The sequence below is a fragment of the Pseudomonas sp. NPDC089569 genome (assembly GCF_050280625.1).
Taxonomy (GTDB): domain Bacteria; phylum Pseudomonadota; class Gammaproteobacteria; order Pseudomonadales; family Pseudomonadaceae; genus Aquipseudomonas.
The window spans coordinates 16,300-39,564 of the sequence record NZ_JBNNVQ010000012.1 but is presented as its reverse complement, the minus strand read 5'-3'; the positions used below and the strand labels follow the sequence as shown (position 1 = coordinate 39,564).

At 50.9% G+C, this 23,265-nt stretch carries 22 protein-coding genes; all 22 read left to right on the top strand.

Features of this window, described 5'->3' with window-relative positions; all coding sequences use genetic code 11:
• The first annotated feature begins 92 nt into the window (after positions 1–92).
• The 22 genes from ACQKP2_RS08290 (at position 93) to ACQKP2_RS08185 (ending at position 23,247) form a co-directional block, all read left to right on the top strand.
• Positions 93–755, top strand: a complete 663-nt coding sequence (locus tag ACQKP2_RS08290; RefSeq protein WP_427575782.1) for a hypothetical protein — start codon at positions 93–95, stop codon at positions 753–755.
• A gap of 59 nt (positions 756–814) precedes the next feature.
• Positions 815–1,672: a ParB/RepB/Spo0J family partition protein gene (locus ACQKP2_RS08285; protein WP_427575781.1), complete on the top strand. Its 858-nt coding sequence runs from the start codon at positions 815–817 to the stop codon at positions 1,670–1,672.
• A 66-nt stretch (positions 1,673–1,738) separates the two neighbouring features.
• Complete coding sequence (locus ACQKP2_RS08280) at positions 1,739–3,448, top strand: hypothetical protein (RefSeq protein WP_427575780.1); 1,710 nt, start codon at positions 1,739–1,741, stop codon at positions 3,446–3,448.
• Between the two features lie 247 nt (positions 3,449–3,695).
• Positions 3,696–4,529, top strand: a complete 834-nt coding sequence (locus ACQKP2_RS08275; RefSeq protein ID WP_427575779.1) for a ParA family protein — start codon at positions 3,696–3,698, stop codon at positions 4,527–4,529.
• The gene (locus ACQKP2_RS08270) at positions 4,526–5,773 is read left to right on the top strand and encodes a ParB/RepB/Spo0J family partition protein (protein ID WP_427575778.1); all 1,248 of its coding nucleotides are present in this window, start codon (positions 4,526–4,528) and stop codon (positions 5,771–5,773) included. The genes ACQKP2_RS08275 and ACQKP2_RS08270 overlap by 4 nt, the downstream gene beginning before the upstream one ends.
• Positions 5,774–6,890: 1,117 nt before the next feature.
• Positions 6,891–8,135: a DUF7146 domain-containing protein gene (locus tag ACQKP2_RS08265; protein WP_427575777.1), complete on the top strand. Its 1,245-nt coding sequence runs from the start codon at positions 6,891–6,893 to the stop codon at positions 8,133–8,135.
• A 391-nt stretch (positions 8,136–8,526) separates the two neighbouring features.
• Positions 8,527–9,228: a hypothetical protein gene (locus ACQKP2_RS08260; protein ID WP_427575776.1), complete on the top strand. Its 702-nt coding sequence runs from the start codon at positions 8,527–8,529 to the stop codon at positions 9,226–9,228.
• Positions 9,229–9,632: 404 nt separating this feature from the next.
• On the top strand, positions 9,633–9,785 hold the full coding sequence (locus ACQKP2_RS08255) for a hypothetical protein (RefSeq protein WP_427575775.1): 153 nt from the start codon (positions 9,633–9,635) through the stop codon (positions 9,783–9,785).
• Between the two features lie 71 nt (positions 9,786–9,856).
• Positions 9,857–10,810 (top strand): PD-(D/E)XK nuclease family protein, encoded by a 954-nt coding sequence (locus ACQKP2_RS08250; protein ID WP_427575774.1) that lies wholly within the window; start codon positions 9,857–9,859, stop codon positions 10,808–10,810.
• Positions 10,811–10,872: 62 nt separating this feature from the next.
• Positions 10,873–11,358, top strand: a complete 486-nt coding sequence (locus tag ACQKP2_RS08245) for a hypothetical protein (protein WP_427575773.1) — start codon at positions 10,873–10,875, stop codon at positions 11,356–11,358.
• 627 nt (positions 11,359–11,985) lie between these two features.
• On the top strand, positions 11,986–12,357 hold the full coding sequence (locus ACQKP2_RS08240) for a hypothetical protein (RefSeq protein WP_427575772.1): 372 nt from the start codon (positions 11,986–11,988) through the stop codon (positions 12,355–12,357).
• A gap of 83 nt (positions 12,358–12,440) precedes the next feature.
• Positions 12,441–12,629, top strand: coding sequence for a hypothetical protein (locus tag ACQKP2_RS08235; RefSeq protein ID WP_427575771.1), 189 nt, complete (start codon positions 12,441–12,443; stop codon positions 12,627–12,629).
• A 70-nt stretch (positions 12,630–12,699) separates the two neighbouring features.
• On the top strand, positions 12,700–13,152 hold the full coding sequence (locus ACQKP2_RS08230) for a hypothetical protein (protein WP_427575770.1): 453 nt from the start codon (positions 12,700–12,702) through the stop codon (positions 13,150–13,152).
• A gap of 214 nt (positions 13,153–13,366) precedes the next feature.
• On the top strand, positions 13,367–14,524 hold the full coding sequence (locus ACQKP2_RS08225; protein ID WP_427575769.1) for an AAA family ATPase: 1,158 nt from the start codon (positions 13,367–13,369) through the stop codon (positions 14,522–14,524).
• A gap of 11 nt (positions 14,525–14,535) precedes the next feature.
• Entirely contained in the window at positions 14,536–15,354 is an 819-nt protein-coding gene (locus tag ACQKP2_RS08220) for a hypothetical protein (RefSeq protein ID WP_427575768.1), read from the top strand.
• 158 nt (positions 15,355–15,512) lie between these two features.
• Positions 15,513–15,734 (top strand): hypothetical protein, encoded by a 222-nt coding sequence (locus ACQKP2_RS08215; protein WP_427575767.1) that lies wholly within the window; start codon positions 15,513–15,515, stop codon positions 15,732–15,734.
• Between the two features lie 390 nt (positions 15,735–16,124).
• Complete coding sequence (locus ACQKP2_RS08210) at positions 16,125–18,128, top strand: hypothetical protein (RefSeq protein ID WP_427575766.1); 2,004 nt, start codon at positions 16,125–16,127, stop codon at positions 18,126–18,128.
• A gap of 582 nt (positions 18,129–18,710) precedes the next feature.
• A complete protein-coding gene (locus ACQKP2_RS08205; RefSeq protein WP_427575765.1) occupies positions 18,711–19,964 on the top strand; it encodes a DUF3150 domain-containing protein in 1,254 nt (417 codons plus the stop codon).
• A 72-nt stretch (positions 19,965–20,036) separates the two neighbouring features.
• Complete coding sequence (locus ACQKP2_RS08200) at positions 20,037–20,750, top strand: hypothetical protein (RefSeq protein ID WP_427575764.1); 714 nt, start codon at positions 20,037–20,039, stop codon at positions 20,748–20,750.
• A 98-nt stretch (positions 20,751–20,848) separates the two neighbouring features.
• Entirely contained in the window at positions 20,849–21,466 is a 618-nt protein-coding gene (locus ACQKP2_RS08195) for a hypothetical protein (protein WP_427575763.1), read from the top strand.
• Between the two features lie 119 nt (positions 21,467–21,585).
• Entirely contained in the window at positions 21,586–21,954 is a 369-nt protein-coding gene (locus ACQKP2_RS08190) for a hypothetical protein (protein WP_427575762.1), read from the top strand.
• A 378-nt stretch (positions 21,955–22,332) separates the two neighbouring features.
• On the top strand, positions 22,333–23,247 hold the full coding sequence (locus ACQKP2_RS08185) for a hypothetical protein (RefSeq protein WP_427575761.1): 915 nt from the start codon (positions 22,333–22,335) through the stop codon (positions 23,245–23,247).
• The last annotated feature ends 18 nt before the right edge of the window (positions 23,248–23,265 follow it).

The following is a 23,265-nucleotide window of genomic DNA, read 5'->3' as shown; positions in this document are numbered from 1 at the left end:
TCGCTGGTGGTCCAAATCTGCGGAGTTGACATCAAGGGGGTGGAATTATTTTGTCCGTGGTTATGTTGGTTGCCGTCTGATGGAGGGTTTTGATGGCACCGCGAAATAACCACAGGAACGCATTCGGGAATGACCCCCGCTTCCTTGAACGACTTGCAAAACAAGGGATAACGCTGGGCGGAGAGCCTGAGGTATCTGCTACGGCAACTGAGAAAGCCCCACTGAAGGCTCCCAGCAATTCCACTAAGAGGTTGCAAAAGGTTCAGGAAGCGAACAAAGAGAGCCGGCTGGATAGCCTGGTCTACAACCCGGAGACCAATAGCCTAAGTGCCCTCTTCCCGGTGGCGATGTTGCTAAGTCTCAACATAATGCTGCGGCTTCATGATGCTCAAGGCACGGGGTTGAAAAGGACCTGGCAGAAGCGGATTGAGGCGTTGATGTATGAGCACAAGGCAACTTTTGACCAATGGCGAGCTGCAGCCACCTTCCCACTAGTGATCGAAGAAATCTACATCACCGCAGAATCAAGCCTGCTCGACCAGGAAGCTGTTTCGGCGGGGTGTAAGCCAATTATCGATGCCTTCGTGAAGAACGGTTTCCTCCCCGATGATTCCCCTGAGTATGTTGCTCACCCAATTCCCTATACCGAACGCGGCCCTTCAGCTGGATTACTCATCCGTTTTCGTCCATCCCCAAGGCCATGGGGGTTGATTCAGGACGAAACAATTTCGCATGCAAGAACCATGGTTTCTTGAATTATCCAAGCGCTCGGGTATACATGTGTATCGGATACACGTTTTAAGCGAGGATACACATGTATCATTCAGACCTGGCCAAGCAGGCCACCTTGGGAATCAACAAGGTGAAAACGGAATTGCGTCAGGTCCCGGTGGATCTGATCCGCCCGGGAATTTGGCAGCAACGTACTTATTTCGCTGAGCAGGCTCTTATTGAGCTCGCTTCCAGTATGAAGCAGTCTGGTGGAAATATTACGCCCATAGTTCTCGCACCTAACCATGACGGAAGCTACAGCATCATCTCTGGTGAGCGCCGTTGGCGTGCAGCACAGATGAATGGCGACGACACCCTCAAAGCTCTTGTAGGTGGTTACAATTTTGAGCAGGCTACCTACATTGCAGCTGCAGAGAATCTCCAACGCGAAGATTTGAATCCTATTGAGGAAGCGACCTCATATCTGGCGTTGAAGCAACACACCGGACTGTTGGATGAGGAGATCGCTGCCCATTTTGGGAAAAGCAGGTCCCATGTATCCAATTACATTCGCCTACTGTCACTTGATTTCCAGGTTAAGGATGCCCTAATTCATGGCAGGCTTTCTTTTTCCCAAGCTCGCCCGCTATGCACGCTTCAACATCATTCGCAGCAAAGGAATATCGCTTTAGAAGCTCTTCAGAAGGATTGGAGTGCGCGTCAGATCAGCGACGCTGTGTCCAAGATCATCTCTAAACCAAAGGTCAAGGTCTCAGTTAGGACTGATGCTGATATCAAGCGACTAGAACGGGCTATTTCAGAGGCGACAGGGCATCCATGCAAGGTGCTGAAATCCCCCAAGGGCGAGTGGCAGATTGCGTTACAACCCGGGGGCGATGACCAGTTCATTGGCCTTCTCGAGAAGCTTGGCGTTGAAACTGATATGGATTTGAAAATCTGAGAGTTGTTTTCTCACTTTTGGACCATTCCTTACCCACTATTAGTAAAACATCTACGGATTTGCTTTATGCCCTTCCCCAACCCACCAAAGCTTCATGCCAATGCACATGACCACTCCATTGGTGCGGATGGGGTTAGCAAAAAGACTCTAGGCACATTCAGCATGCGGAATTTTTTCAAGCTCAGCTTACTGGCAGCAGCCCTGGCCCTTGCCGGTTGTGTTGGCGGTACGAACAAACCCGTTGAGTTGAGTACCCTTGGGCCCCAGAGCCAGTATGACCAGCAGATTCAAGACTCCCTTGGAGAACAGCGTACAACCGAGGCGCAGATGTTGTATCAGCGCCGGTTTAACGATTTTCAGAGCCAAATTAACGAGCTTGAAGAAAAGCGGCGGAACCTCGACGCGGCATTAAACCAACGAGCATACGAGAGCGGAAGTGCTGAGGCTCCTGCATCGTCATCGGAGGCTGGCAGGATTCGCGAGTACCAGGAAGCCGCCAGAGCCTCCCAGTCACGCGTTGCGGAGGAAGCGTCCAAGTACTCCATCCAACAGTCTCTCATTGAGAATAAGCGCGACAAGGCCATACTGGAGGCCGAAAGCCGAGCAGCAAAGAGGATCTCAGATATTGAAATCCAGTCCTCTAAAGATCTGCAACAGACAGAAGACCGATTGCGTCAAGATATTGACGGTCGTAAGAGTATTGATTCGGCAGCTCGATTAGAGGAATCCAAAAAGTTTGATGAACAACGAATTACCCTTTTGTTGGCCAATGCTGACGCTGAGCGGCAGGCCAATGAGAAGCTCACGTCCGAAACCAATGCACTAACAAAAATTCGAAGCGAGTCCGAAGGCAGGATCGCCGATTTAAGTCGGCAGATTACAACCCTACAGGCTCAGCTCCAGCGAGCCCAGGCAGACGATGGTCGGGCGATTGCACTTCAGGAATCTAAAGTTTCCGGAGCAGCAACAGAGTCCGAACGTTTGGCAGGAATCTCACGTCAGCTCAAGTCTTCCACTGCTGCGGCAAATGTCACTGCTACTGCGCCAAGCAGTGAATTTGTCCAGGCCAAAGAATCTGAGCTTTCACGCGTTCGGACAGATGCAGAGTCTCGGAAGACCCAGAGTATCGCGGATGTTAACGCCCGACTGGCGCAGGAAAAGAACGACATAATTTCGCATGCGAGAACCGAGATTGCCTCTATTTCGTCTCGCACCGAGATGGCAAAAGCGAACGTCCTGGCACCTGTTGTGACTGGTCGAGCGGTCTATGCCGACAATTACTCAGCTACGGCGGTTAAGACCCCTACTCCGCCTCCGACAAGCTTGGCTCCGCAGCGTAAGCCAGCCCCTTTAACAAGTAGCCAGGCCAAGGCCCCAGTACTGACTATTTCTCGTTTTGAGCCGAAAATTAATCAGCATTCATCTCAGCTATCCAACGACGAAATTGGTGGCGCGGTGATTGCTGGCGGGGAGGGGATTTCTCCCCCATCTCCGCAGGGGGTTGCCGCACCGCTTCGAGTTGCTGCCAAGTCTCGATCTGTTTACGAGGTGTTTTACGTCTACAAGGATGAGTCCAGCTGGACTAAATTCCAGCAGTACCTCCAAGCATACGGCATAACCGAGTTCTATCCGTCCCGGAGCAACAAGACAGGCGAGTTTTTCATTTATTGTGGTCGCTACTATGATGAAGACGAAGCGGCCAGTCGGATTACCTTCCTCAACAAGACCACAGCAACCCACCACGCAAAGGTTCGCCAAACCCAGGTCCCTTTGTAGCGTGTTCGTTTAAGCGGAAACCAAAAGATTTCGCATGCGAAATCTTTTCAACATCTCAATCTGTTTCTACTAGCCACTCGCCGCGAGAGAAATTTCACGGCGGGTTTTCGCTTGCAGAATTTCTGGGGCCCTGAACAAAACGTGCAATGCGGGTTTATATTTTCAAATTACACGCATTGCGTGTGTTTTGACTTGAAAAGTTCCGCCATGCAGTTAAAGTGAGCTGGACCATTCAAGGAGCCAAACAATGAGCCGCAAACGACGTAACCGGGGTCGAGGTAAGATCATCGTTATCACCAACCAAAAGGGTGGTGTTGGCAAAACAACGATCGCATACCATTTGCTCTGCTTTCTTTATGATGCGGGTTTCAAGGTGTTGGGGATTGATCTTGATGGTCAGGGCAATTTCTCAAGCCGTTTCATGTCAAAGGAAGATCGCATTGGCGGTTACCGTGCTGTTCACATGTTCAATGCTGAACCAACCCCATTCAAGCCACTGGTTACGCCGTATGGCCCGGACCTGATTTATTCGTTGAACCGAGACGTTGAGTTGTTCCAGGTTGAATCGCTCCCGCTTTTCGATGCTGTCAGCGCGTTCAACGACAAAATCGACGGCCTTTGCGAAGAATACGATTTCATCGTTGTCGATACACCGCCGTCTTATGGAAACAAGATGGCTGCAGCATGTGTGGTTCAAGATTTTCTCTTTGTACCGGTAGAGCTTGCGGCGTTTGCCGTCGAAGGCGTTGTGAGCGTCGTCGAATCGGTTAAGGAAATTGGGGCCATGATTCAAGAAGAGATCAAGATCACTGGCGTGATCTGCAACAAGCTTCGGCATGTGAACTCACACCAACAAGCACTCACCGAAATGCGGAATGAAGCAGGTGTGGGCAATATGATTCTGAAAACCAACCTGGTGAATCGAGGCGCAGTTGATGATGCTCTTCGCGATGGCGCCCCGGTTTGGCGCCGGCGTACCTCCGGTGCTGAGCGCACTACTGCAAAAGAGATGACAGCCCTTATGTCTGAAATGGCGGGCCTGTGTGGAATTAAAGTATCGAGCAAAGGAGCTTCGAAGTGACAGAAGCTAAAAGTGGTAAGAAGAATCTAACCGGCATGCAAGGTATTAAAGACCTTGCAACTTTGCAGAATGCTTCCCAAGAAGACAAGATCCTTCTACTAACAATTGACCAGATTTTGGTTAAGAAGCAGGTACGTCGGAGCTTCCGAAAAATCGAGCAGCTTGCACAGAGCTTCAGAACCGAAGGTCAGCAATCACCGATTATCGTATCGCCGAAAGACCCCAATACAGGAAAGTATGAACTCCAGAAGGGTGGACGACGGGTAAAGGCGGCAGAACTCATTCCAGGGTTTACGCTGAAAGCCATTGTCGACTCAAAGGCACGAAAACGCTCGGATCATAAAGCATCTCAGGTAATTGAAAACATCCAGCGTGATGACTTACTTCCTCATGAGCTCGGTCAAGCTATCCTTGAAATAAAGCAAGACATGATTGAGGAAGGCGAAAAGGCTACTGGCCGGGCGCTGGCTGAAAAGTTGGGGGTACCGGAAAGCTATATTTCCAAATACCTCGAAATTGCCGACATACCTGATGACCTCGCTGAGTTGATCGAAGACGATATCACCACAGATAGCGATCTCATTCACGGGCTAAAACAGATATATGTTCGCTCACCTGTGATCTATAGGGAGTTGATCGCGCGAGCTCGAAGTGAGGAGGAGGGCGGTGTTACGCGCCAGGTGGTACGTGAACACCTGAAAATTGCTAAGGGTCAGGCCGAGGTAATTCTTTCACCTGAAGTGCTGGCAGCTAAACAGCGAGAGCAAAAAGAGGTCCAAACAGCTGGTGAAAACAACACTGCAACTCAGTCATCGGCTGTGCAGATTCAGCAGCCAAGCTCAGGGACTACTCAGGCGGGGAATACTGAAAACATTTCGCATGCGAAAACTTCAGGTGATCAGCAAAATAATGGGGTTTCCGATCAGCCAGCTTCAAACGTCACTTCCATTGTAAATGGTAAAAAACCTGCAACTCCCTCTGTCGATCCTGCAGGTACACAACCTAGGGAGCGGCGGCTTGGGAAGAACGAGACGATGGAAATCGTGCCAGCAGATCTCGTTATTGGCATTTCCGTTTCCTTCCCCCAGAAAGTCCTGTGTGGCGAACTGCTAACGCACAAGGTACTTGGTGACCCAAGCAAGGCCTGGGTTTCTGTAATCGATGGTGGTAAGCAAATCGAAAAAATTGTTGCGGTTGACGACATCACGATCATGAGCCTCGCAAAGATCGCACGTGACGACTGAAAGATTTCGCATGCTAAAAAATCCAAGCCGCAGTGATCACTGCGGCTTTTTTATTTGTATTTTTGGCTGTTTTTAGGACATGACGTTCTTGAATTGAACGTTTTCTACAGCTACCTTTGAACTGTACTTCGTGATCTTCCTGCATCAGAGCCTTTCTCTGTTGCTGATCACAACCTTTTCTACTCGACGCTTTTCGTCAGATAGTTAAGGGGTTTTTTTCATCGGTGACACTTCACCCATGAGATGGACCACTGTGTTTCGTTTCATGGATTTCATGACCCTTGGTCGTGATTTCCTTCTGGATTTCATAACCACCGGTTTTGATCTCCAGGCTTCACCCGCTCTTTAAAAACTGTCTTGTTCTTTAGGTTGTCTTCCCTATGGATTTCTTCCTGCGACCTCGCGTTTGATGTTTACATCATTCACTATCTCGCTGTTCGCCTACGTTCAGTTTGTCTTTTGTCCGTGTCCGGTCTGCGTGTTTTTGGTGTTTGTTGTGCGCCCTTTGCACTCATCATTCGTCATCAACTTGTTGCAGTTCGACGTCCTTGGTATTACTCCTACTGAGCACAAACGTGAAATCAATTCATGTTTGTGCGGTTTTGTGGTTCTCTTCGAGAATCACTCAACATAGGCTGAAGCCACTGACCTTGCCTCCTAAATCGCCGCTGCTCTGTACCTTTTGGTACATGATGCGCAGGTTTAAGTTTCATCGTCGCGTAACCTCATTTGCGTCTCGCACGCATGAAGTTTTTGCTACCGCCCGTGTTAGCCCCTGACAACTGTCTAGGGCACCCTCGTAAAGCTTGCTTGCAGGCTTTAGGAAGGGTGTCCTTGACACGAAACTCCAGAAAGCCCGGCGCATCGCATGTGCCGGGCTTTTTGCATTTGTGGACATCGTGTCCTTGAATCTTTTAGAAAACCTCAGTAGCGTCAAAGGTGATCTATCCGCCAGTTTTCGCATGCGCTTTTCGCATCGAACGCTGACGAAGATTCCTTGCGCAGCTTTTCTGCTTGAGGGCTCTTTAACAACTTGCATTCACGTAACACACAACCCACTAGGGCACGCCAAAGCCCTACGGGACATGGCTGCCTCTTTTTTCCGAAGGAGAAAGCTATGTCAGGTAAAGATGAACGTCCTTCATTGAGGGAAGAGGTTGATCCAATGATCGAGCAGCATGGTTGGTTAAACGTCATTGAGCGTTTGGCACCCATGTTTGGCCCGGCAATTGCCAACCTAGGTCATCTCGTCGACTGCCCGTTTCCTAATCGTCATCGTAATGGTGGTGGTCGGGAAGATTTTCGGTTTTCGGCTGATGCAGACTATGAGGGAAGGTCGATTTGCTCCTGTAACCAGGACGGATGGGCGCCAGTAGACTTGTTGATCGAAGCCGGAGTCGGCAGTAATTTCTCTGCAGTTTTCCGCGAAATCAAAAAGGCCTACAAGGGTACTGCCAAATACGAGTCCAAAGCTGCACCAGTGGTTAGGCGGGCTCGCCCGAACATGACCCTGGAAGACGCGAATAGGGCAAGAAAACAGCTGATGAAGATAGTCAAGGATCTTCTACCGCTGAATCACCCTGATGCACGAGCTGCTCGTTTGTATTTCAAGCGCCGCGGCATTCCTCTCAATAGTCGTATCAACGATGTTAAGTTCCATCCATGCCTTCCCTATAACCAACGCAAGACGGTTAATGGGGAGATTGTGCTGGAGCTCGTTGGGACCTTCCCAGCGATTGTAACGGCGTTCCGCAATGCTGCAGGTAGGGTGGTTAACCTCCATCGAATCTACATCACTGAGGACGGACGTAAGCTTGATGTCGTAAGCAAACCCAAGAAGATCTGTGCACCAGTGCCAGGTTGGAGGGGGTCCTCTATGCATATCGCTACAGTCGAAGGCTGCAAAACACTGCATGTCTGCGAAGGTGTTGAGAAAGGCTGGGGAATTCATTTGGCATTCGAGGAATCGGTGCAAGCTGGCAACAGCTGCACCACGTTACCTGGAATGCTGGTGGACTCAGCTAAGTACGACGACATCGTGTTGTGGTCAGATCATGACCCCTTCAACGAAGCTCGTGATAAGGCTGGAGACGGGCAAACCTACATGTATAAGCTCTTTCTTGAGCTCATGCGTCAAGGTAAGCGAGTGTGCCTCATGGTGCCGGATACGAACCCCACGAAGGAAGCAAAGGGTCCTGATTGGGAAGACATAATCGTCGCCGAAGGTGTGCTTGATATGCCCATTGATGACCGTTTTGATTACCTGCGTACCCGTGCCATCAGTGGCGGTGTGTTCACACCTATGGGACATGTGAAGAAGCGCTCGAATGAGTGCATCCAAGCTGTTTCTGAGGTGGCGTGAATGCTGAGAAAGACCCGACGAGCATATTTGCTCGCCGGGTTTTTTTTCGCCAGTTTTCATGTCATAGAACAGAACAGTTGCTAGGCCTGGCTGAAATTTTTGAGCTCTATTTTGACTTGCCCCATGGTGTTGCATACGTGACGATTTGATTAAGGGTACTCGCGTTCGGGTTAAATCGAACGGGAGGGGAGGGCAGCACAGTGGCACTTCAAGGTATGCCGGTGGTCGTCCGTCGTCGTCCTGGCTCGCAATATCCAATGTCAACCCGGTCCCCAAACTTGGATTCCAGTACCAGCCAACTGAAGGTGCTTCTGGCACGACGGGTATGCGATAGATTCCAGTGAGTCGAAATTTGCCGCGTGCACAGTTGTGCAAAAAATTTGGAGGGATGATGCAACTACGCTGCTATCGAAATCAGTTTCACTCCTTAGTGGATGCTGCTGAGTTTGCCGTCTTCAGGGCAGAGTCAAAATACGTCATGGGCGTCTCAGTAAATGGGGATGAGTATTTGCTGCTGCCGGACCGACTGAGTCTCAAACAGCTGTTGAGTTCTGTGCCGGGATTGATGCGGGTGAGCCGCTCCGTCCTGGTTGCTCGCCGGCATGTTGAAATGGTGGCAGGAACTGGGCATGAACGGTGCGTCCATGTCGCAGGGAAACACTACAAGCTTTCACGGGAAGAGCTTTCTGAACGTTTTGAGTCAGCGGCTATTGAGAATGCTCAAGTATTTCTCGTCGAGCAGAATCGAGTGATGGCTATTTCAAGAAGCCGCGTGATGTGGAGCCTTCCAGTAAGGGTAAGGCTCACTCACCTCGAGCGGATGTTGCCGGGCCTGATGCGTCTCAACCGATCCGTGCTCGTTGCACGTAATCAGGTTGAGTGTGTGACGTTCAGCTGTGACGAACGACGAGTCCACGTATTTGGGATGGTGTACAACCTTCCGCAGGAGGTTGATGAAGTGCCTTTTCAAATAGCTGCAACAGAAAACTCCAAAGAGCGCAGCGTATTGTTCAGCTCTCTGAGGTACCAACCTGGTCATCCCGGGCTGCCTCTAATTTCTATCCAGATGAACTCGCACGCCATGGGCGCATAGTCGAAGAACCTGAGTATTGTCTCGCTTGACGGCCGTTCTGGCATACTGTAGAAAGGACATGTCCCATTTGCCCTCTATGAGAGCAGACCTGAACTACGTCGTTGTCTTTCTTCGGTGTTTTTCGGGGTGTAATTCGAGTCACTGCTACTGCAGGATTTGATGAGCACAGACATTGTTGGAACCATTTTGGAATCGTCGTTTTTTGACCGTTCCGCATCTGAGATACCAGGCATTTCCTGTTACGTTCGCGTTCCAGTAGATTTGCCCCAGGATCGTGTATCTCCGCCATATCGACTGCTTTTTCATATCTCTCGATCAAGGCACCTCCGGCTAATAGCCATCCCCTGCACGGGTACTCTTTTTGAGCTTATCCCTGGTGCAGTCAGGGATATAGGAGGATCTTCATGACTTACGAAATTAAGATTGTTTCAGCCCCTCCTGTTTGGGAAAGGCCTTCTTCTGAAGCTTTTGAGACCGCGAAAGCGAACTTTTTAGCAGGCGAAGATGACGATCAGTTCAAAGCTGAAGAACAACAATCCGAAGACCCAGTCTTCTAAATCAAAGAATTCCTTCGGGGGCAAACACACTGCCTCCGGGTTAGTCGTGCGCGCCCAGTATAGGTGAGAGCATGACTTCATTTCTAAATCCTGCGTACATCTTCAACTCCGTTGCGGATGATTTCGTAATTAATCTTTCGCCATCGCAAATCCTGAAGTCTCAGGTTTGCATGCGTTCACTTGGATACTACCGCGCCAAAGTTAAACCCCAAGCGACACCTCAGAATCTTGTGTTTGGCTCTGCCTTGCACTGGGTGATTGAAGGTTTCATTAAGGGGTACATCGATGAAGCGGATATGGAGGGTCTGTTCGCCCGGAAGTTTCACGATCTATCCGTTGGCAAACTGATCAGTATGGCCAAATCCAAATCTCGAGAAGTAACTGAGGTCATTGGTAAGAAGCTGGCTTTGCAGTTCCCAGCCTTCTTCAATAATCTTTGGCTTCGGCCTGTGATCATTGAGGGGGCGTTTAAGCTTGAGATAGGTCCAAATACCTTTATCAATCTGGTTATAGACTTTGTTGGAATAGCCGAAAAGCAAATCATCTGCCCTGAAACAGGGAAGTTATTAGCTGACATCGGTGACACCATCATCCTTGACTGGAAGACGGCCGCCACTAAAGAAGGACGTTTGTTCGCTCGGTATTCCTTGCAACTCACGTACTACTGGGAGGCAGTGAGGTTGGCCTGTCAGCAGCTTGGACTCAGGGAGCCAAAATTGTGTGGATTCGCCTCCGGGTTGAAGCCAAACATGACGAAGCTTGAATCTGAATCCTTAGCTAACGCTGTGTGGACGCCTATTCAATGGACATCCAGAACTCCTAGTGATATCGAAGAGGCTTTCGATATTGCAAGAGGTGTGGCTGCTCGTATACGCCGCGGGGAATTTCCTCGCGAGTCGGGTGCGGCATACAACTCACCGTGTGACAGTCAATCCGGAAGGTGCGACTTTGCAGGTGTTTGTCTCGAAGGTTCATTGCGTGGCTTTAGAATTCCAACCGGGTACACAATTGCTGACCTGGTCTAATCATTTCCTAACTTGTAGGGCACCACTTGCCCTATGGGAGAGTGCTGCCCATTGGAGACCTTATGCGAGAGTCTTATCTGATGGAGCGGTATGCTCAACGAGCTGTTGATTCGAGGAAAGTCGTAGATGCTAGCCGTGCGCTTGCAAATAGGGCCGTCGCGTCCTATTTGGCAGAGGGCGAGTACCTGTCTGACGAACTCAAAAGACTTCGGTTCATTGATCGGATGAAATACATCGCTGCAAACTCTGAGTTGATTATCAGCTCGGATGGTGTGGAGGGTATAAATATTGTGTGGTGCCCCAATTCTCAAGTGCTAACCCATCGTCTCCTTTCCGAGAGTATGCGAAAAAGTTTCGAGGGTAGGCCGCATTATTTGGGCAGTTGGGTTCGCAACGTTGCGCCTTTCCAACGTGATACGTTGAGAGAGGAGCTCGTGGCCCGCTTGGAAAAGCGGGTTCAAGAGCGAGTCCTAAAACAAAATCAGCTTGCAATCATCTTCGAAGAAGAAGATCGCAGCGTTCCGCAGTTCCTTCAAGCGAAGGGCTAAATCCAGCCCCTCGGGCCGGAAGTTAATACTTCCGGCGGGACGCCCTGGGAGTGTTATTCACTTAACACGCGACGGCGTAACTAATGGAGGTCTGTATGACGTACATTAAAAACCTGATGCTGGTTATCATTTCAGCAATCATGGGTACAGCTTCTGCCTCCTTGTTTGAAGGGTGGTCAATAACCGAGCAACGAATTGTATTTGTTGTGTCAGTGTTGATGATAGCCGTGATGATGGCTAAATCTTCCCCAAGGAGAAAAAGCAGGAAAAAATCTATGAATAAGAGGCCTCCGGTTAAACGAAAGTCTCGACGTGGTAAAAGAAGAGGCCGTAGCCCTTAAATGAGTAGTATGGAGTCGAAAGAAGCCCATTACTTTTAAGGATATAGCTATGTCATTCACAGTCATTCTTCTAGTGTTATGCGTGGCCTTCGGGTTATTCATGTACTGCGACTACTGCGAAAAAAAGGAGAAGAAACCTTTCTTCCTTTGACACCCTAGAAATAGGGCATGCTTCTTTGCTTCACCCACCAAGGGCCTAATCAACCCTTGGGTTGTTAGGTTCCTTTGTGGTTTCCAGTTCGCTGGTTCTATAAAAATAAAATCTAACTATAAGAGGTGAAACACCATGTTTAAAAATTCTATTCTCGGTATCAAATTGAAGTCCCATGTGACCTCTGTGCCGAAAATCTTCAACGTTATTGCTGGGCCTTTCAAAAGGTATTTCCGTAGCCTCTTGTTTGCTTTGCTGCTAGAGACTATCGGTATGGGTGCCCCTGCGAGGAAGTGGCTTGCTGTCGTGATGTATCCATCGCTGCAGGTCGCGTCCAAGATCAAGTGGGGTATCACTGGCTATGCGTTGTATCTGTTGTTCTTCCGTGGGATTCACATGCCATTTTGGCTTACGGCTTTAAGTCTGTTGACGAGTGTTCTGCTCGTGGTCGCACTGGCTGCTGCCAAGATGGAGTTCCAACACCACGGTTACCTATCCAGCAAATAAGCTGGTGCCGGGCAATTCCACGCCCGGTCTGCAGACGGGCGTTATTTATTTATCTCCCGACTGCAGCGGGTAGGAGAACCATCATGCTGGCATTTCAAGACGGTAAAAAGGCGGCGCAAGAGGGAACCAACCACGACGTGAATCCATATCCGTACTTCTCGCAAGAGGGGCACGCATGGGCGAACGGCTGGTTAGTTGGTAAAGATCCAGAGAATTGGGGCGACCTCGAAGCCCGTTACACCGAAACCGAAACCCAAACCGAGAAACACTAAAACCACCAGGTTCGCCTGGCGGTGGCGGGTCATTAATTTGAACCCGCCGGCGCGGGTTAGGAGTTTTGCTATGTCGAGTATCAAATCGAATACAGCGATGGTCGACCTGACCGGTTATATCGTTGTGATCTTTGGCTTAAACCATGAGGTTACCGCCTGGGAGCTTGGTCGTAAGGCTTCGCTTTCCAATGGTGGCCTCGATAACAACCCCTGGCCTTCGGGTTCGTGGGACCATGATGAGTGGGCCCGCGGCTTTGAGCATGGGCGTCGTTATGACAATCAGAAAGGGACGGATATCGAGACAGTAGCGGTGGTGGAAACACCCCTTGCTTATCCTGTTGAGCCCCTGACTGAGCGTTCGTTCTGGGCTGCTGCCAATGACATGCAGCTTGATCAGCACCTCTCAGTCGACCAGCTTGCTGGCCGGCTGGGGGTCGATGTTCAAATAGTCCAAAGGAGCATGGTTGCTCATCAGTTTTATGATGAGGACGCGATACCGCTTGGTATTCGCGTGGCCAATTAAAAATCAACGGTTCATGTCACCTACCCGGTGCATGGATCAGATGTTGTAGTCCGGATGCGCTCCATGTGGGCGCATCTCCTCCTAGTGAGCTGGATCAAACCTCCGGCTCACGCCGGGTGTTTGCTCGAGATCACTGGTCTCGAATCACACCCGGCTCCGTGCCCGGGTGTTAACTATTTAATGCCCCGGCACGGCGGGTGCGAGGAAATACCCCATGACTAACAACACTCAAGCTCAAGCTCAATTCACTACTGTTGCTGAAATCCAAGCTGCACACCTTTCTGCTATCCGCGATGTAAAAAAGGAAGTGGTGCTTGCTCATGAGCTGTTCGGTTTCTCGGATGAAATCGTAGGTGTAGGAAAGCTTCCAATCGCCATCGATCGTCACCCACTGACTCCGGCCACTCAGGACGATTTCGTGTTCAGCGAAGCTCTGGTTCGCCGGACTCTTCTGAGCATGGCTTGTGGTGACAGCATTATGTTGGTTGGCGAGAAAGGGACAGGTAAAACCTCCTTTGCTACCCAACTGCATGCACGTTTGAATAAACCGATGATTGGCATCACTGGCAGCAACGGTGTTGACGATAGCTACCTGCTTGGTTGCAAGACCATTCAGGACGGTGACGTTAAGGCTGTTGATGGTGTTCTGAGCTATGCCTACCGGCATGGTTTGACCTGCCTGATCGATGAAATCTGCACACTGCGCCCAGGTGTTCTAGTCGGAATCAACGACATCCTTCAGGGTGACGATCTGGTTTCGCTCAAGCACCACGGTATCGACCCGACACTGGACCCGAAAGATCTTCTTTCGATTCAAGGTGGGATGAATATCGTTCGCCACCCCCAGTTCCGTTTGTTCGCAACGGACAACACTGGTGGCAAGCAATCTCGTGATCCCCGCTATGTCGGTCTGAACACGCAGAATGCTGCAGTGCGCAGTCGATTCACTTCCCTTAAGGTGGGCTTTATGACACCTGAAAAAGAAATGAAGGCTCTGAAAGGAGCATCGGTTGCTTTTGCGCACAAGCGGAAGCTGGAGACCTCGGTGAGTGATTTCAATATTCAATCGATGGTTGAATTTGCTTTCCGTTTCCGCAAAGCCTTCGCGTCATATGAGGTAAACGACAACATCTCATTCCGCGAAATTAAGCGTTGGGCAATCAAGCTGATGATGTACGGCGACCTCGATGATTCGTTCGTTGATGCGATCTACACCAACCTGGAAGAGTCTGATCAGGTTGCTGCTATGAATGAGTTCAAGGCCACTTTTGGTCGTGATCTCATTCTTCCTGAGGAGTACTCCATTTCGGTTGCTTCTCAGGCAGACGCGTTCATCAAGCGCAACATCGAAAACCAGAATGCGGCCGCGTAAGGAGAGCAGCAATGTTCTACGTAGTGAACGCGAGAGGTAACTTCCTCGCCGGCTTCGTGCTGGCGGGGGAGAGGTCTGTACGTCTCTATGAAGGCATTAAAAGTGCCGGCATAGTAAAAATAACCAAGAAATTGGACTGTGTTGCTCTCAGTGTTGATGACGCCTGGGAGCGTCTTTGTGAGGAGATCGTCTACGCTCGCGCCGATGGCTATCTTCTCGCGCCTTACGACAGCTCGAATATTGAGGCTCCAACCAACGTGTATCAGGGAGCGATTCCTGAAACGCTGCGAGGGATTTATGCCCACGTAAAGGAGTGCACTGAAGAGCATTTTCATGCAGGTCTTGACCAACTGAAGATTGTTCACGATGTGTTGTCGAAAGGTGGGGCTGGGGTAGAACTCAAGGTGACGGATCGAAGCGTGTTGCTTTCCTCTAAGGAAAGAGACATCAGCTTCGGCCTGGCCGATCTGAGGATGTGGGAAACCATGTCTCTCAAGGCTAAGGAGTTGTGTGAGGAACGTGGCATGTTAAACAGCACCCGACTGCTTCCAAGCGGTAAGGGACTGTGGCGCATGCAGACCCATGAATCTGTATTGGACCTTTACGTCCGGGCTTTTTTAGCTGGTGCGATAGAGGCTGGTGCAGTGATCGGCTTTTCAGCAGATCAAGAATGGAAGTTTTCCGCACAGCGTGCGTTTCACTCCTCTGATGTGGCAACACTTCAGTGGTACCGGGAAAACCCAAAATTTCTGGACTTGGTCCATGGAATAAAGCCTCAAGCCGCTCCAGTCGTAGTAACCGAAGATAACGAGCTGTTCCTCTTTCTCTAATCACGAGTCTCTTCTGAGCCACATCCTTTCCTTGAGCTGGGCAATAACCCAGCTTACGCCGGGTTGTTTGATCCAGTTTCTTGGAACTCACATCCCGGCACCGTGCCCGGGGTTGTTTCTCAATTGCCCTGTGCACGGCAGGGGAGAGGTTGTCTGAAATGAAAGCACTGACAAACGTAATTGCTCGCACCGATGCTGCCCTGAACAAGTTCTGGATTGGCACCGTTTTGCGCGGCTACCACCAGGTACAGGCAGCGAGTTACAGCCGTAAGGCGAGACGACTTGCAAGTATCTCCGTAGCCCAGCCTGCTTATGCTGTAGTACGCCATCAGGCTGCTCGGCATCAGCTCGAAGCTGAGTTGATTGGTGGCATGTTGTGACGTGAAAAATGCTGCCCTTTCGGGGGCAGCATCCTTGCTCTGAGAGTTGGACAAAAATCCAGCTCACGCTGGGTGTTTGTCGAGTTCTTCGAACTCACACCACCCGGCTCCGTGCCCGGGTGTAGATTTTCATGCCCCGGCACGGCGGGTGCGAGGAAACACCATGAACGCAGCTACCACTTTGATCAAAGCAATCTCTAACGCAGTCCTCAAACGCTACCACCGTCAAATGGCAACCTGGTACCGGAAGGCTGCAGCAACTCATGCCGACATCGTCATTCACGCGCAACACCGTGTACCTACGGAGACTCTTCGGATGCTTCGTGGCAAAGCGCAAATGCACTCCCAGGCCGCCAGTGCGATCCGGGTTGGAGAATGATTATGGGAGCCATGACTATGCACAGTGCTCAAGCACTAACCGAAGGTTGGATGTCATTCCTGAGGCTTCAAGCCAGCAACACAGGAATCAAGTTCATCATCGGTGAAAATGAACCGGCGCAAACGGATGGTAAAACCATTTGGATGCCGAGCTTGCCGGTAAACCTCACGAAAGAAGACCTGATCTTGTTCAAGTCCGATGGCTTGCATGAGATTGGTCATATTCGTTGGTCCGATATTCCGTACTACCAGGAGTTTTCTGCACAGCATGGCGAGTTCGCTGGGTTTTTGCTGAACGCAGTAGACGACGTTTTTATGGAAAATAAACAATCCCGTATGACCCGTGAAGCAGAGGGCTATTTCCGGCAATCTGCTGAAATCATGTATGAGCGTAAGCAGTTCCGCGACGGAAGTGCGTCACCTGCTGAAGCTGTGGCCTGCTATACGCTCTGCTACCTGTTTTCTCGTGCATGGAGTGAGTACACCCCCGCGCTTGCGATGGTGACTGTCAACTTCGACAAACACTTCGGTGAGCACGCCGAGAACGTTCGGAACAACCTGGATCAGATTCTCTTCAATGAGTTCCCCAGTGTTCAATCAACACCACATGCCGGTGCGCTTACGCTCCGAATCATGGCGATGCTGAAAGCGCTGAGTGACGAAGACGAGCAGAAGAAAAAGGAAGGGAAGGATGGCCAGCAACCGAAGGACCCAAATGGTGAGAAATCACCGAATGGCGATTCTGGTAAAGGCCAAGGTGGTGGCCAGCCTGAAGAGAAGAAGCCCGAGCAATCCGGCAGCAACTCTGACGGAAAGCCTGGTGAAAAGGGTGGCAAAGGTGACCAACAAGGCAAATCGCAGCCTCAGGGCGGCGACCAACCTGGTAAGGGAGCCGAAACAGGCAACGGGAAGGACAACGCTGCAGGCGGAAAAAATGACGGTGGACAAGGTGCTGGTGCCCCTGGCACTTCACTGAAAGACATCGTTGACGGAATCATCAATGCCAATGGTCTTGGCGAACGCGAAATCTTTGACAAGCGTGCTGTGATCCAAGGCATTTCCGACTCTGTTGCAGCAAAGACGAACCCTGACTACAAAGGTCAAACGTTGGCGCCAAAGTGCGTCATCGACGGTAAAGCAAGTGGTAAGCCATCAGGAAAAGGTTTTGGTGGTGGTGCTGGTAAGCAGGAAGTTGTCGATGGGATAGCTGTATGCCCGGAAGACGCGACTGAAGCTCGTGCAGTCGAAAGCAAGTTGGATCGGAAGGTCCAGGTGCTTGCGACGAAATTGCAGTCTTACCTGATGAACCAGGAAGAGGCGGAGGAGGCTTCATCTCACCGCGGTGGCTTGGGTCAAAACCATCTCTACCGCCTCGGTCTGGGCGATACCCGCATCTTCGTTCAAAAGGAAGAGGTGGAACGTCCTACCGCTGCTGTTTCGGTAGTGCTCGATCTTTCGAGTTCTACCCAGGATGAGGTAGACAAGGCATTTGCGAATGGTGAAAACCCTCAGTTCAGTGGGGGGCAACCACCAAGCATTGCCCGTTCAATCGTCCATGCAGCACTGATCTTCGAGAAGGTTTTAAACCAGATCGGAACCCCACGTGAAATCCTCGGTTTTGCTCCTAAAAAGGGAGCATTGATGACGATGGTTCGCTCCTTCGGGGATGACCATCTGAAAGCAGTGAAACGTATCGGTGGGTTGCGCCGCATTGCTGGTGGGGGTCACACCCCTATCGGCGAAGCAGTGTTCCACGCTGGCCGTCGATTGATGGCGCATGAGGCTCAGAAGAAGGTGCAATTTGTACTGACTGATGGAGCACCTAGCAGCGTTGATAAAGCCGTGGAAATGACGCGTTTCTGTGAAGGTGCAGGCATCCGTGTGGTGTACCTGGTGATTGGTGAGAAAGTCCGTACGGGCTGGCTTATTAACGCCAATATTCCATTTTCTTGTGCCAAAACAGCTGACGAAGTGGGCCCAGTGCTTATTGCTGAAGCCAAACGTCTATTGATGTAAACCCTTAAACACTAAAACTAACTCAACGGCTCGCAAGAGCCGTAGCACATCTCCTCGTGAGCTGGACTAAACCCCCGGCTCAGGCCGGGTGTTTTGTCAGGTTCTTCGAGCCTTACTAAACCTGGCTCCGTGACCAGGTCTTTGAAACTTAAAGCCCCGACACGGCGGGTGCGAGATAAAGCATGAGTCATGTTCTAGATGTTCATATCAAGCGCAGTACGTTTTATGGAATCGGTTATTTGACCGATATTCAGGCGGCGTGTAATGCCGGATTCAATGCGTCATCGCAAGAGAGTCCACCTGTTGAAATCTGTGAAGTTCCACTGCTACATGAGTGGTTCGTAATAGGTCAGCGGGCCGCATCCTATATCAATCGTGAAAAGTTAGAAGTCTTGGGCAGTCAGTAAACAGCTCCATTCTTCAGAGTCCCAGAAATGGGACTTACCTCTCCTAGTGAGCTGGATCAAACATCCGGCTCACGCCGGGTGTTTGCTCGAGATCACTGGTCTCGAAACACACCCGGCTCCGTGCCCGGGTGTTTATTAATTAGCCCCGTGCACGGCGGGTGCGAGGAAACAAATCATGACTAACGTAAACAGCGCTGTAGAAATTGTTGCAAAAACTGAAGAAACCAAAGTGGCAGTTATTAACCTCCTGATCTCGTGCATTTCGGAAGATCGTCAGATCGACTTAAGTGAAATCGGAATCGTGGTTGGTGAGCTTCCAGAGGCAACTCGGAAGATGATGAGCGAGAAGATTTTCCCTCGGGACTTCCTCCGTTCTTACCACCGCATCCGTGAGCAAGCAGAAGGTGAACTTGATAAAGACGGTTCGATTAAAACCACCATGGGTGGGATCAACAGTCGCTCTTCGGCAATCTCCAAGATTGCAGAATTGGAAAAACTCAAGGCTGCTTGGAATCACCAGTTGGAAGTAGATGCCCCCAAATACGTAGATATGTGCAAAGCGCACTTGTTGAAAATTGGGGCTGCTGCAATCAAGGCGGGCGCCGATCCTGTGCTGGTTGGGAAACTGACTGAGCATTTGATGAAGCGTCAACCTTCCTGGGAGCAGGTATCCGCAAGCCTGAAGTTCGGTTATGTCGTCACTATCATCTCGTTGGATGAAGGTGATTTCGATCCTGAACTGATGAATGCACAGCGCGATAGCGTTGTTGCTTTGCGTGATGGGGTGATGGGCGCACTTGTGCAGAATGTCTGCAAGGAGGCGTTTGAGATCCTCAAACTCGTGGCAAAGAAAGATCGCACGACCAGTACTGGTCAGATTCAACTCAACCCTCGCACGATTCGTCGTGCGCAGCAGATGGTTGGAAAGCTGGAGTCCCTGGCTTTCATCCATAAGCTGATCCGTCCGCTCCATGACGCCATCAAGGCGCAAATGGACAAGCTGCCGGCATCTGGGGCGTTGACTGGTTCTGAGTTCAGGAACTTTGAACAGTGTCTCACCGCTCTGCGTGACCAGACGATGGTTTGGGAGCGCTTGGAGAAAGGCTTGCCGCTGATTGAGGTAAACCCTGTGCAAGTGGTTGCAACACAAACCGCAAATGCCCACATGGCAAATGCAGCTCAGCCACTCGCGTCGTCGCAACAATCTTTGGAAATGACCCAACCACAGGCTGCAATTTCTGCCCCCGCAGAGACTGTAGCTGCAACCACCTGTGCTTCGGCACCGGTGGAAGCGGAAGTTATCGAGACCTCGGTCCCAGTAAGTCCTGTAGTTGAAAGTCAGCAAGAGGAAACGGTCCCGGCCGTCAATTCGAGCACACCAGCCTATGTAGAACCGACCCCTACTGTGTCGCTGTTCGACTGGGTTTAAGCCACTTCCTGATCCCACCCCTGACGGGCCACCACACCCCGTCAGGGGAGTGGTGCGCCTAAGGAGCGCACTATGCAAGTCGATCTCTTTGGCGAAGAAATTCGTCAAGCACCTGTTAGAAATCAAACCGAGCGGAAAATCACCACGAGAGTGGTGTTTGACCGCAAGGCACTTTGGTCCTCTTCGGGGTACCTACTTGGCATTAAAGAAGTGGCTGAGAGAGAAGTAGCTGAAGCTACCTCAACTTCGGATACACGCTCTGACAATGCGACTATTGAACGTTTGGAAGTAGCTCTTGGGCTAGCTCCAGTCGTGAAAGATGGTCAATGGGTTACTAACGAGTTGGGGTTTGTTTACCGACGCGTTGGAAAGCCATTCAAGGGGGCACGACCTTTCGGACCTAAGGGCAGTCTCCTTCGAGACTTAACTCGGCAGCTGATATTGAACTCCGCAAGGGATTCGATTGAACCGTTGTTTACAGATCCATGTTCCTGGCTTGTCGTCAATTCAGTCGCGGTGCTTCATGCGCGGTTGAAATTGATGGACGACGATGAAGATGCGCACTCCTGCTTGCAGGCGTTTTTGCAAGTTGTAGCGCAACATGACTTTATCGACAATTCCCGTAAGGGCGAGACAATCCGATTCCTCACTAAGAGGGATCAGATGCGTGATCTGAGAGCTGCTGCTCGAATAAAGAAAGCTGAACTTGAAGCTGAAGCACCTGTGTCTGAGGATCTAATGGATTCTTTGATGGGTGATGACAGCGACTCGTTTGAAGATATCTAACGGATGTATCCAGTAACGCTGCCGGCGGTTACTGAAATCATTAAACAGCCACCTAGATGGTGTGCGAGATGGGGTCCGGCCCCCATTCTGGAGAAACAATGACTACTACGCTGAAATCTAAAGTAATTGGTCTGGTTGATGCTGTTGTAATTGCTGCGGCTAAGGGTGTTTGGGCGCTGATCAAGATGTTTGATCCGTATCCCATTCAGCACCATTTTGTTGCGCGACCACCGGTGGTTAATCATACGGTGACCAAACTATTCTCCCTCAAAGGGGAAGATGCGAAAGAGTCATTCGCCCGGCTATGCAATTACCATATTGTGAGCGTTGGAAATATGTCCACGCGTCGAGGGCTTGTCGGTCGTAAAGGCCTGATAAAGATCTACAACGCGGATAACGGAAAAGTTTTAGTCATCCGTGCTCAGGGCTCCTCTGTTCAAGCTGGCGAAAAAGGAATCCCGAAAGATGGCATCGCGTTGAACTATGACGCGCGCAAGCAGTTGGGAATCCCAAAAAATCAGGAAGATGAGCTGAATCTTGTTGTTGGCCCAGCCAACGTCAATGACTCAGAGTTCTTCTTCATGCACCTCGATCCAGACATGTCCAGTCGAGCCGCTCGCGCGCTCGGTTGGTATCTCTTGATCGCTGGTGTGGTCTACTCCGTGTCGCAAATGCTGTTTAACGGCATTGAGATAGCGATCGGGCTGTTGCTGTAAGTGATCGTGTGACACCGCTTCTCCCTGGTGGGAGAGGCGGGCGTCACCTCCAAGCACCTTTCTCAAAGGGCGTTTGGAGGTGGCGTCCGCCCCGTCCATCAGATTAGAGGTGTCGCATGATGAGCATTCCGAGCAACAGAATGACCCAGACAGTTGCAGATAAAGGTTTCTCGTACGAGAGCCATTTCCGTAACGGCGCAGAAGGCATCATTGCCCGCCATGACGCCCCAAAGCTTTGCTTCCCCGACTCGATGCCGCTTGAATCCGTTCGCGACACCATCGAGCTTTGGAATGCACTGCTGGGGGGGATCTGTCCCGGCAAGGGCTACTACGCTTTCAGCCAGGCTGAGGAGATGGCCCACCCTGGGTACCATGTACTGGTGCTCTTTTCGGATGAGGACTTCTGCAGCAAATTTCTAGGCGTCGTCGCAACTGAGACACTGCCGCCCTCGTTTGGTGGCATGATGCAGCGGCAGTTCAGGGGTTGAGGTTATTTCCTATGATCCCTTGCACTACATCCTCAGACGGCGAGCGTGTACCTGGCACGCATTGTGGGGCGGTATTTACGCCGCCCCTTCGCCATCCCACTTCTTCCTAGCAGATCAGGTTACAGGGGCCGCCAAGGCCGTTCTGAACTGCGTATCTATTACACCCACCCCAATGATTCCTTCAGACACTGACCGCCTAAAAACGGACTCGGTGGGCTTCCGGCTGCCTGGTGTTTGGTAACCCTGTGGGCTCGATTCCTATGCCAGCAGACCGCACAAAGCTCCCGCATGCGGAAGCATCTTTCAACCGGTGTAAATCCCGTTATCCTGCTAAGCATCGCATTAGGCTGCGCTGGCCTAACATTCAGGAGTACCGAGTTGCTGATTGATTTTGCTGCGGAACACGAGCGTTACCTCAAGGGGAAACTTGAGGGCGGCGTGTGGGTGTTCAACGCAGTGAATGGTTCTAACCCAACCTCTGGCATCCACCTCAGCACGTATCAAGTCTTCAGCAATGGAGGGCTTGGTGTTGCCCTGTACATCCGAAACGAATTTGATGAGGCGGGCCGGGCCGTGAAGGTCCACTCCGGTTTGAAGTTGCTCTTCAGTCATAAGGTCAACGGTCGTTACGTTTTGGCGAAGGACGAGAACAGGATCAGCTTGACCCTCGATATCGGTGCGTGCCGGCACTTATACGCTTGGCTGGCCGGCGCCCAGCCCGGGTTCATGTATGACCTCGTTCGTTCGGGGGTTAATCCAAGGCAAATCTCCGGGTTTGAAACGGGCAGAGCATTTCCGCTGACGTTGCGAGCCACTGAATTCTCGCCGAATGATGGCCATCGAAAAATTGATGTTGGCCTTTCAGATACCGATATTTTTCACATACAGATGCACTGTGTAGCCTTGGCAAAGCTTCTCTATCCGTCGATGTCCGACACGGCACTTGTGCACCACATGCTTCCCCGGACCACAGCGGCGCGCGCGGTGGTGAACGAACCCACAGAAGTTGAAGCGCTTGACCATCAGCCATCTCAAAAAGGTCCAGAGCCAACAGACTCGCCGGCAACAGTTGAACCCCCCGCATTAGCCGCACTCCCTGACATTGCAAAGACCAAAAAGGCTGTATTCGGGGTTGGTAAAAATCAGTGGCCGGCAAAGGACATTCAGACGATTCAGTACATCCAGGAAAACTCCACAATTGAAGCAATGGATCGTCTGATAAAGGCTGGTAACTCGGGAGATTTCACAGAATGGAACCGGATTTACTCCTTGGTTCGATCCGGCCGAGGCTAAAACTGCTTTTTTGGGTCA

Excerpts from the sequence above, each read along its gene's own strand:
- ACQKP2_RS08195 (WP_427575763.1), top strand. The coding sequence starts at position 20,849 with ATGACTACTACGCTGAAATCTAAAGTAATTGGTCTGGTTGATGCTGTT.
- ACQKP2_RS08190 (WP_427575762.1), top strand. The coding sequence starts at position 21,586 with ATGAGCATTCCGAGCAACAGAATGACCCAGACAGTTGCAGATAAAGGT.
- ACQKP2_RS08285 (WP_427575781.1), top strand. The coding sequence starts at position 815 with ATGTATCATTCAGACCTGGCCAAGCAGGCCACCTTGGGAATCAACAAG.
- ACQKP2_RS08225 (WP_427575769.1), top strand. The coding sequence starts at position 13,367 with ATGACTAACAACACTCAAGCTCAAGCTCAATTCACTACTGTTGCTGAA.
- ACQKP2_RS08205 (WP_427575765.1), top strand. The coding sequence starts at position 18,711 with ATGACTAACGTAAACAGCGCTGTAGAAATTGTTGCAAAAACTGAAGAA.
- ACQKP2_RS08220 (WP_427575768.1), top strand. The coding sequence starts at position 14,536 with ATGTTCTACGTAGTGAACGCGAGAGGTAACTTCCTCGCCGGCTTCGTG.
- ACQKP2_RS08245 (WP_427575773.1), top strand. The coding sequence starts at position 10,873 with ATGCGAGAGTCTTATCTGATGGAGCGGTATGCTCAACGAGCTGTTGAT.
- ACQKP2_RS08275 (WP_427575779.1), top strand. The coding sequence starts at position 3,696 with ATGAGCCGCAAACGACGTAACCGGGGTCGAGGTAAGATCATCGTTATC.
- ACQKP2_RS08210 (WP_427575766.1), top strand. The coding sequence starts at position 16,125 with ATGACTATGCACAGTGCTCAAGCACTAACCGAAGGTTGGATGTCATTC.
- ACQKP2_RS08265 (WP_427575777.1), top strand. The coding sequence starts at position 6,891 with ATGTCAGGTAAAGATGAACGTCCTTCATTGAGGGAAGAGGTTGATCCA.
- ACQKP2_RS08200 (WP_427575764.1), top strand. The coding sequence starts at position 20,037 with ATGCAAGTCGATCTCTTTGGCGAAGAAATTCGTCAAGCACCTGTTAGA.
- ACQKP2_RS08215 (WP_427575767.1), top strand. The coding sequence starts at position 15,513 with ATGAAAGCACTGACAAACGTAATTGCTCGCACCGATGCTGCCCTGAAC.
- ACQKP2_RS08255 (WP_427575775.1), top strand. The coding sequence starts at position 9,633 with ATGACTTACGAAATTAAGATTGTTTCAGCCCCTCCTGTTTGGGAAAGG.
- ACQKP2_RS08230 (WP_427575770.1), top strand. The coding sequence starts at position 12,700 with ATGTCGAGTATCAAATCGAATACAGCGATGGTCGACCTGACCGGTTAT.
- ACQKP2_RS08260 (WP_427575776.1), top strand. The coding sequence starts at position 8,527 with ATGCAACTACGCTGCTATCGAAATCAGTTTCACTCCTTAGTGGATGCT.
- ACQKP2_RS08235 (WP_427575771.1), top strand. The coding sequence starts at position 12,441 with ATGCTGGCATTTCAAGACGGTAAAAAGGCGGCGCAAGAGGGAACCAAC.
- ACQKP2_RS08250 (WP_427575774.1), top strand. The coding sequence starts at position 9,857 with ATGACTTCATTTCTAAATCCTGCGTACATCTTCAACTCCGTTGCGGAT.
- ACQKP2_RS08280 (WP_427575780.1), top strand. The coding sequence starts at position 1,739 with ATGCCCTTCCCCAACCCACCAAAGCTTCATGCCAATGCACATGACCAC.
- ACQKP2_RS08290 (WP_427575782.1), top strand. The coding sequence starts at position 93 with ATGGCACCGCGAAATAACCACAGGAACGCATTCGGGAATGACCCCCGC.
- ACQKP2_RS08240 (WP_427575772.1), top strand. The coding sequence starts at position 11,986 with ATGTTTAAAAATTCTATTCTCGGTATCAAATTGAAGTCCCATGTGACC.